Consider the following 8,878-nt stretch of genomic DNA (forward strand, 5'->3'; position numbering starts at 1 on the left):
GACGGGGCGGCGTGCTCCGTCCGGCGAGGATGAAACCATGAAAAACAGAATTTTGGGGCGCACCGGCGCGACCATTTCCGAAATCGGCTTCGGCGCCTGGCAGATCGGCGGCGCCTGGGGCGATGTTTCCGAAGAAGACGGCAAGCGTGCGCTGAATGCCGCACTCGATGCCGGCGTCACCTTTGTCGATACCGCCGATGTCTATGGCGACGGCCGTTCGGAAAAGATCATTGCGGCAGTGCTCAAGGAACGTGGCGGCGAAAAACCCTTCGTTGCCACCAAGGCCGGCCGCCGGCTGAACCCGCATGTGGCCGATGGCTATACCGCTGCCAATATCGAAGCCTTCATCGACCGGAGCCTGGCCAATCTCGGCGTCGAGACGCTCGACCTCGTGCAGCTTCATTGCCCGCCGACCGAAGTGTTCTACCGGCCGGAAATGTTCGGCGCGCTGGACGATCTCACCGTCAAGGGCAAGATCCGCAACTACGGCGTCTCGGTATCGAATGTCGAGGAAGCCCTGAAGGCGATCGAATATCCGGGCGTCGCGACCATCCAGATCATCTACAACATTTTCCGCCAGCGCCCGCATGGCCTGTTCTTCGAGCAGGCGCAAAAGAAGAATGTCGGTATCATCGTCCGCGTGCCGCTGGCGTCCGGCCTGCTCTCCGGCAAGATCACCGCCGATACCAAATTTGCCGATGACGACCATCGCAAGTTCAACCGCAACGGCGAATTCTTCGATGTCGGCGAGACCTTTGCCGGCGTGCCGCTGGACGTGGCGCTCGAGGCCGTCGAGCAGGTGCGGCCGCTGGTGCCACAAGGCGCATCAATGGCGCAGTTCGCGCTGGCCTGGATCCTCCAGAGCCCGGCCGTCTCCGTCGTCATCCCAGGCGCCCGCAACGAGGCACAGGCCAAGGCCAATGCCGCCGCCAGCGACCTGCCCGCGATCCCTGCCGAAACGCTGGCAGCCCTTGCCGATGTCTACGAGCGCCTGATCAAGGTTCACGTTCACCAGAAATGGTAAAAGACATAGGCCGCGCCGGTTCTCCCTGCGCGGCTATACCGGGTTCGTCGCGCGATCGCTGCATTGCACATGAACGACCGCATGCGAGACGAAACAGTTTTTTCCAGCTATAGCGACGAGGCCGGGGCGTTTCGTCGCCGGTCGAACAATGACCCAATTGCCGGAGAAGACCATGGCTTTCGATCCCATCAAAGCGCTCACCAACTATTCGGACGCGGAGTGCACGGTGCAGTTCATGATTGCCGGAAGTACGGCTTCGGTCTTCCCGTCACTGGAAGCAGCCACGATCTTTGCCCGCGAAAACGGTGCAGGCTGGAAAGACGTCGAGATCACTGTGCATCTCGATCGCGAAGACATCGTCTACGCCACCGGAAAAACCCGCACCCTCATCGAAGCCTTGCGAAATAAGAAATAGTCCGGATTGATCGGGCGCGCTGGCGTGGCGACAGGAACGCGCTGGTAGGAGCGCTACCGAAGGCTCTGTCAAACGTTGAATACATCACCTGTGGTAATTTGGAACATGAACTTTGTCGACCAAACCCTTGCCAACTGGAGGGGCGCGCTCTTGTCAAGCATCCCCGTTGGTGGCCTGCTGTCTCGCAATCCCGTTGTGTACAAGTGGAAGGCAAACTTACGAGTCTGGATGCTGCGCGAGGCGGTGTTCTGGCGGCTGCATGATTTATTGACGCAATCCTACGCGCTGCATCAGCAAGGGCATGGCCTCGGCGCACAAATCCTACTGCGGAGCGCGTTCGAGTCTTTATCCACGCTAATTTACCTCAACCAGCTCATGCAGCAGGTGCTCGACGGCAAGTTGAACTTCCATGCCTTCGGAGAGAAGACCTCGGTACTGTTGCTCGGATCGCGAGACGGTTCAACGAAGCATCGCTCCATCAATATCGTGACGATTCTTCAAAAATGCGACAGGCGTTATCCCGGGATCGAAAAGCTCTATGCTGCTCTATCTGAAAGTGCTCACCCAAATTATGAAGGCATGGTGGTCGGTTATTCAAAAATCGATCATGACGAATATGAAACACATTTCTCGAACCGCTGGATGGAACTGTACGGCGACCGGCACCTTGGGGCGATGGAACTGTGCATGAGCACATTTCATCATGAATACAACGACGTGTGGCCCGCTCTCATGGACGAGCTCGAAGGTTGGATCGAGGCGAACGACTCCGAGCTAGAGGCGACCAAGTAAGGTCGCGCTGGCGTGGCGACAAGCTACGGCGGCGTGTCGCCCGTGGGCGAAAACCTTCTTATCTTACCGCTAAGTCTTTGAAAGAAATGGTGCACCCGGAACGATTCGAACGTCCGACCCTCAGATTCGTAGTCTGATGCTCTATCCAGCTGAGCTACGGGTGCTTCCTGCTGCGGCGTTAACCGCTTGCGTGGCGATCCTCTAAAACGTCCAACAGGGGAATGCAAGCGAATTTCGGCAGAAAATTTGTTTTTTGATGAAACTGCCCGCTTATATCCTTGAAACTGTGGATGGATTTCAGCCGCAAGCCTTTTCACAGCACCGTTTCACGCGCTTCGGCGCGTAATTTAAAAAATCTGCGGTCAGCGCCTGGCCTTCGAGCGGAAAGCATCAAGCGGGACGGGACGGTCGGGCAATTCGATTCTGAACAGCGTGCCCGGCGTCGGTTTTTCCACCAGCGCGATGGTGCCGCCATGGGCGAGCACCAGTTCGCGGGCGATGGCAAGACCGAGACCCGTGCCGCCGGAACGGGCGGAGCCCCTGAAGGCCGCAAACAGGTTCTCGCGCGCCTTGGGCGGCATGCCGGGGCCGGTATCATCAACGGAGATACTGACGACGCTGCCGGTTCGCATCGCCGAAACGCTGATCAGGCGGGCGGCCCCGCTATCGGCATGGTCGTTCATCAGTGCCTGGACCGCGTTGCGGCAGATATTGTGGACGACGCGGAACAGCTGCTCGCTATCGGCATCGACCTGCAGCCCGTCGGGGATCTGGATCTGGAATTCGATCCCGGCATTCGGGTCGATCGCCAGCATTTCGCCGACGTCGCTGACCAGCGGCCGAAGCTCGACGAACCGCCGATGCGGTTCCGGCTCGGTCGTCCGGCCATAGGACAGCACCTCGGTGGTATAACCGACGGCGCGGTCGATGGTGCGCAGCAGCGTCGGGGCGAAGCGCTTGACGATCGGATCATCGACATCGGCAAGGCGGTCGGAGATCAGCTGCGCCGATGCCAGGATGTTGCGCATGTCGTGATTGATCTTGGACACGGCAAGCCCGAGATCGGCCAGGTTCTTCTGCTGCTTCAGCGTCTTCTGCAGCTGTTGCTGCATGGCCGACAGATGCTGTCCGGCGATGGAGAGTTCGTCCCGGCCGGGTGCCGGTTCCAGCACGCGGGCGGGATCGGACGGCTCGGCGGCGAATTCCTGCATATTGGTGGTCATCCGGCGGATCGGCGCGATCATCAGCCGATTGATGGCAAGGAAGATCAGCGCGGCCGTAAACAGCGAAATGGCCAGCGACAGGAAGAAGACATTGCGCGAATAGACCAGCATCGCCTTGCGCAGGCTCGCATCCGCCATCACCACTTCGATGATCGCGTCGCTCTCGCCGATCGGACCATAGATGCGAATGATCTTGTCACCGCCAAACAGCAGCGTGTCGAAGGCATCGCAGATGGCGGAGACGGGGGTCATCGCGGCGACGTCATACTGCGCGTCGATTTCCGGCGGCATGTCCACCGCCGCGATCAGCCGCGATTCGTCCTTGCGCCTGAGAACGATGGCCTTGGTCCCGGTCGCCATCAGGGTTTCTTCCTGCAGCGGCCGCGACAGCTGCACGTCCTGCAGGCCATCGACCACCACGCCGGCGGCGGCGGCCGTGTTCAGCCTGTCCTCCATCCAGCGGATGCGCATGTTGGCAACGGACGGCACGAAGATCAGCACTTCGGCCAGCATGACGAAGATGACGGTCAAAAACAGAAGCTTGCCGGACAGGCCGCGAAAAAAACCAGCGCGGACCGGCTGCCTTTGGAGGGCCGTGGTTTCTGTCGGTTCTGCCGTCATGTCATAGAATTCCATCGTCTCAGCCGAAACGTCTGAGCAAACGGATGATGGCCCGGACGAACGGCGTGCGTGTCAGGGGCGTATAATAGGCGATGACGGCGCGTTTTCCAATCTCCGTCATGGTTGGATAGGGCACGATGGCGTTGCGCACATGCGACAGGCCCTGGCCGTTGGAAATGATGACGGACCACATGCTGATCATCTCGGCCGCTCCGGCCCCGGCAATGCCAACCCCGAGAATTTTTCCACGCCGGCCGGTGATGATCTTGATCAGGCCTGCCGTGCTGCGTTCCGCTTGCGCACGATCGTTGTCTGCATAGGGCCAGCGAAGCACCTCGACCTTGCCATAGCGGGCACGCGCCTCCCCTTCCCCAAGGCCGACGGAGGCGATCTCCGGATCGGTAAAGGTGGCACGCGGAACGATGCCACGGTTTTCCCGTGAAGGCAGCCGGAACAGGATTTCGCGCAGCACCAGCGAAGCATGATAATTGGCCGCATGGGTGAATTGCAGCCCGCCTGCCGCATCGCCGATCGCGTAGACCCGGCGGTTTAGCGTGCGCAGACTGCCATCGACAGCGATGCCGGTTGCCGTCACGGCAATACCCGCGTCCTCAAGACCCAGCCCGGACGTATTCCCCTTTTTTCCGGTCGCAATGAGCAGGTCGCTGCCGTCGATGGTGACCAAGCCAGTCTGCGTTTCGCAGTGCAGGCGCAGGCCGGTTGCCGTCTTCTCGACAGACAGAACCCGGCTATGTTCGAACATATCGATACCCTCGCCGCGCAGCCGGTCAAGGACGATGCCCGACAACTCGGGATCCTCCTTGGCCAGCGCCCTGCCCGCGTCAACGACCGTTACCTTCGCCCCCAGCCGCCGGTGCGCCTGTGCCATCTCCAATCCGACAGGTCCGGCACCGATGATGACGAGATGCTGTGGGAGGCTCTTGAGGTCGAACAGGGTTTCGTTGGTGAGATAATCGATAGCGGCAAGCCCGGGGATCGGCGGAATGATCGTCGAGGATCCCGTGGCAATGACGAAACGGCGGGCGCGGATGGCAACGCCGCCGGCGGCCACCGTGTCAGGATCGGTAAACCGGGCATCGGCGCGGATGACCGTCACCCCCATGGCGGTAAACCGCTCGACCGAATCGTTCGGCGCAATCGCATCGATCACCGAGCGGACATGCGCCTGGACCTTTTCGAAATCGATTACCGGTTCACCGGCGTTCACCCCGAATTCGGCCGCCTTGCGCACCGCATGGGCGTGCTTTGCTGCGGCGATCAGCGCCTTGGAAGGCACGCAGCCGGTGTTCAGGCACTCGCCGCCCATCCGCTCACGCTCGATCAGCACGACCGGCACGCCGAAGGCGGCAGCACCTGCCGCGACCGAAAGGCCGGCGGAGCCTGCGCCAATGACGCAGATATCGGGGGAAAGAACCGTTGCCACGCCGTCAGTCTTGTCCACGATCACCCGCCGCCTGCCGTTTTTCGCGAGCAAATTGCACGAGAAGCGGCAACGCTGCAATGACGGCGAGCGCCATGAAGGCAAAGGTCAGCTTTGGCGTCAGGAAATCGGACAGCTGCAGCGACCTGCCATGTTCGGCCGCATCGCCGATGGCCTCCTCGAAGCCGCAGCCAAGCCATGTATAAACGAATGTGCCCGGAATGATGCCGACCACGGTGGCCAGCGCAAAGGTCCGCAGGCTGACGGCAAAGAAGGCGGGCGCGATATTGACGATAAAAAAGGGAAACATCGGTGCAAGCCGCAGCACCAGCAGATAACTGAAGGCATTGCGGCTGAAGCCGGCCGAAAACCGCTTGAGAAACGGCCCGGCCCGCCGCCGGAGAATATCGCCGAATACCGTGCGTGCCCCGGCAAACAACAGACAGGAACCGATAGTGGCGGCAATGACGACGATGACCCCGCCGGTCAGCCAGCCGAACAGGAAGCCGGCAAAGATCGTCAGCACCGAAGCCGCCGGAACCGATAGCGCCACGACGGCCGCATAGACGACAAAAAACAGCGACGCAGCCCGCAGCGGATAGCGTGCCACCATGTCCAGCAGCATCTCGCGCTGATCCGCCAGCCAGCCGAGCGTCACGTAGCGGTGCCACCCCAGCCCATAGGCAACGGCAAGGCCTGCTGCCAGCACGAAAAGCGGCGCAATGCGCAGCACCAGCGGCTGCCCTGCCGGTTCGCCCCCTGATGCTGTGGTTTCCCGGCGGCCTTCCACTGTCGGCTGCTGCCTCTCGCGCTCGTTGTGTTCCATTGCCCAGCATTAGAAGGAAAGCACTGCTCGAACCAATAACGAATGATCGCGATCAAAAACGTCGCCGTGATCGAAACGCAAAAATCCCGCGGCGATACTGGATCGCCGCGGGATTGCCGTTCAAGTCCGTTCCTCTTCAAAGGATCAGAATTCTTCCCAATTGTCCTTCGACACTGCAGCACTGGCCGAACCACCGCCAAAGGCGCGGGCGACGGTGCCCATCATCTTGCGGGCAGGCGAAGCGACCGGCCGGGTATTGTCGCGCACCGGGGCAGCAACCACGCGTAACGGCGCGCTGTCGTCCAGCTTGAAGTGCGAGATCAGCCGCGCCAGGCTGTCGGCCTCGGCCGAAAGTTTGTGGGTGGCGGCATTGGCTTCTTCCACCATCGCAGCGTTCTGCTGGGTCACCTGGTCCATCTGGTTGACGGCGGTGCTGACTTCGCCAAGCCCGGTCGACTGTTCGCGGGCGGCCGTGGCGATAGAATGGATGTGATCGTTGATGCTCAAAACCCGGGTCTCGATCTGGCCGAGAACCTGACCGGTCTCCTGCACCAGCTTGACGCCGGTTGCCACTTCCGCACCGGATTTGGCGATTAGACCCTTGATGTCCTTGGCGGCACTGGCGGCACGCTGGGCAAGCTCACGGACTTCCTGGGCAACAACGGCAAAACCCTTGCCTGCGTCCCCTGCACGTGCTGCTTCGACACCGGCGTTGAGCGCCAGAAGGTTGGTCTGGAAGGCGATCTCGTCGATCACGTTGGTGATCTGGCCGATCTCGCTGGAGGCCTGCTCGATACGGCCCATGGCATCGACGGCCTTGCGCACGACTTCGCCGGACTGGGCTGCACTCTGCTTGGCCTCGGTGACCATGACGGTCGCTTCCTGGGCGCGGTCGGTGGAGTTGCGCACGGCGGCGGTGATCTGTTCCAGCGCAGCAGACGTTTCTTCCAGCGCTGCGGCCTGCTGTTCGGTGCGCTTCGACAGGTCGTCGGCGGCCGAGCGTAGTTCCGTCGAGTTGCCGTTGATCGAGTCCGTCGTGGTGCGCACTTCGCGCAGGGTGTTCTGCAGGGTCGACAGCGAGTCGTTGACGTTCTGCTGCAGTTCCGCAAAGGCGCCCTGGAAATTGCCGCGCATATTCTGCGTCAGGTCGCCGCCCGAGAGGCTGGCGATAACCCGGCGGGTCTCGTTGACGCCGCTGTTCACACCATCGACAAGCTCGTTGAGGCTGGCAGCGAAGCGGTTGAGGTCGGCATTGCCGTAGTCCTTGCTGATCCGCTGGGTAAAGTCACCGGCAGCTGCTGCCGTTACGACGACGGCAATGCTGGACTGCAGATCGGCACTCTTTTCACGCAGCGCGCTTTCCTGGGCGTTCAGTTCGCGCACGGCCAGACCGTTGCGCTTGAACACCTCGACGGCACCGGCCATCTCGCCGATTTCGTCCTTGCGTCCGGCAAAAGGCACGTTGGCATTCAAGTCGCCATCGGCAAGCTGCTTCATCGCGCCCGTCAGTTGCAGGATCGGCTGGCTGAGCTGCTTGGTGCCGATATAGAAAGCCGTCCCCGCACCCATGACCAGACCGAAGCCTGCCGTCAAAAGTACCATGAGGATCATCCGGCTTTCGATCGCATTGACCTCGTTCTGGATCGTATCCAGCGCCGCGCGGTCGGTCTCGACGATCGCATCGATCTCGGCCTGGAAGGCCTTGCGGTTGGCGCGGTTGAGATCGTTGTTGCCTTGCTCGTTGGCAGCCTGCGGCGAGACTTCCTGGCTAAGGCGGGCTGTTTCCGAGCGGAACGTACGGAATTCGGCTGCGCGTTTGACAACAGCTTCGAAGGCAGGGATTTCCTCGGCAGGAACGAGCGGCTTCCATTCCGTGAACAGGGCATCGATCTTGTTGAGGTTCTTCACCAAGCCTTCAGCGAAGGGCTTTGATTTTTCTACCGTCGGCGCTGCGTAAATCCCACGCGCTTCCATGACGACGGCCGTGACAAGCCGGTTCAGATGCTCGCCGTTGAAGGCGCGATCCGAGGCGTTGTCGAACTGGACCAGCCTTGTATTGTATTGTGTAATGACGGTCAGTGCCATGCCGGTCACAGCCAGTGCGATCAGGCTCATCACGCCGACGATGAGATAGATCTTGCCTCGAATTTTCATGTACGTCTCTCCCTGGGACCGGCAGCAGGCGGTAAAAAGCACAGCTTGCAGGCACTTGCATCCAGATCGACACTAGGATGGGATGGTTAACGAAGCCTCATATAAGACTTAACAATTCTACTGGTCTCCTCTTAGGGCTTTGTTTAGTCAAATACATTATTATGTGCTAAATTTCAATCTTAAGTTGAAAACTACAATCCGCGCATAGCGGTGCGGCCGACGCTTTAAAAGCGGGAAAATTGCCTCAACCCCAGCTTTTCAGCCACGGCCGTGAATCCAAGTTAACGGTCAAGCGGCGATGATATCGGCCATGTATTGAGGGTTTCGTCCGGCTTTGTTTCGTCTCAGTTTGATGCTTCGCTTGTCTTTATGGCTTCGAACC

At 60.4% G+C, this 8,878-nt stretch carries 7 protein-coding genes and 1 tRNA gene; 3 read left to right on the top strand and 5 right to left on the bottom strand.

Annotated elements, in window-relative coordinates; genetic code table 11:
• Window positions 1–37 precede the first annotated feature (37 nt).
• The 3 genes from ACP7BS_RS28730 to ACP7BS_RS28740 all read left to right on the top strand — a co-directional run bounded on the left by ACP7BS_RS28730 (window position 38) and on the right by ACP7BS_RS28740 (window position 2,231).
• Complete coding sequence (locus ACP7BS_RS28730; RefSeq protein WP_426240822.1) at window positions 38–1,024, top strand: aldo/keto reductase; 987 nt, start codon at window positions 38–40, stop codon at window positions 1,022–1,024.
• A 172-nt stretch (window positions 1,025–1,196) separates the two neighbouring features.
• Window positions 1,197–1,439: a hypothetical protein gene (locus tag ACP7BS_RS28735; RefSeq protein ID WP_426240823.1), complete on the top strand. Its 243-nt coding sequence runs from the start codon at window positions 1,197–1,199 to the stop codon at window positions 1,437–1,439.
• A gap of 105 nt (window positions 1,440–1,544) precedes the next feature.
• A complete protein-coding gene (locus ACP7BS_RS28740) occupies window positions 1,545–2,231 on the top strand; it encodes a hypothetical protein (RefSeq protein WP_426240824.1) in 687 nt (228 codons plus the stop codon).
• An 87-nt stretch (window positions 2,232–2,318) separates the two neighbouring features.
• Here ACP7BS_RS28740 and ACP7BS_RS28745 read toward each other — a convergent pair.
• From ACP7BS_RS28745 to ACP7BS_RS28765, 5 genes are all read right to left on the bottom strand, one after another.
• Window positions 2,319–2,395 (bottom strand) — tRNA-Arg (locus ACP7BS_RS28745).
• Between the two features lie 198 nt (window positions 2,396–2,593).
• Complete coding sequence (locus ACP7BS_RS28750) at window positions 2,594–4,075, bottom strand: sensor histidine kinase (RefSeq protein ID WP_426240825.1); 1,482 nt, start codon at window positions 4,073–4,075, stop codon at window positions 2,594–2,596.
• Window positions 4,076–4,094: 19 nt separating this feature from the next.
• The gene (locus ACP7BS_RS28755; protein ID WP_426240829.1) at window positions 4,095–5,519 is read right to left on the bottom strand and encodes a dihydrolipoyl dehydrogenase family protein; all 1,425 of its coding nucleotides are present in this window, start codon (window positions 5,517–5,519) and stop codon (window positions 4,095–4,097) included.
• A gap of 4 nt (window positions 5,520–5,523) precedes the next feature.
• On the bottom strand, window positions 5,524–6,342 hold the full coding sequence (locus ACP7BS_RS28760; RefSeq protein WP_426240826.1) for a TVP38/TMEM64 family protein: 819 nt from the start codon (window positions 6,340–6,342) through the stop codon (window positions 5,524–5,526).
• Between the two features lie 144 nt (window positions 6,343–6,486).
• Window positions 6,487–8,496 carry a methyl-accepting chemotaxis protein gene (locus ACP7BS_RS28765; RefSeq protein WP_426229381.1) on the bottom strand — a complete coding sequence of 670 codons (2,010 nt, stop codon included), beginning with the start codon at window positions 8,494–8,496 and terminating at the stop codon, window positions 6,487–6,489.
• Window positions 8,497–8,878 lie beyond the last annotated feature (382 nt).

The sequence above is a fragment of the Pararhizobium sp. DWP1-1-3 genome (genome assembly GCF_049896125.1).
In the GTDB taxonomy this organism is placed as follows: domain Bacteria; phylum Pseudomonadota; class Alphaproteobacteria; order Rhizobiales; family Rhizobiaceae; genus Pararhizobium.

Bases quoted from the DNA above. Each gene is read 5' to 3' on its own strand.
- ACP7BS_RS28730 (WP_426240822.1), top strand. From the start codon at position 38: ATGAAAAACAGAATTTTGGGGCGCACCGGCGCGACCATTTCCGAAATC.
- ACP7BS_RS28735 (WP_426240823.1), top strand. From the start codon at position 1,197: ATGGCTTTCGATCCCATCAAAGCGCTCACCAACTATTCGGACGCGGAG.
- ACP7BS_RS28740 (WP_426240824.1), top strand. From the start codon at position 1,545: ATGAACTTTGTCGACCAAACCCTTGCCAACTGGAGGGGCGCGCTCTTG.
- ACP7BS_RS28750 (WP_426240825.1), bottom strand. From the start codon at position 4,075: ATGACGGCAGAACCGACAGAAACCACGGCCCTCCAAAGGCAGCCGGTC.
- ACP7BS_RS28760 (WP_426240826.1), bottom strand. From the start codon at position 6,342: ATGGAACACAACGAGCGCGAGAGGCAGCAGCCGACAGTGGAAGGCCGC.
- ACP7BS_RS28765 (WP_426229381.1), bottom strand. From the start codon at position 8,496: ATGAAAATTCGAGGCAAGATCTATCTCATCGTCGGCGTGATGAGCCTG.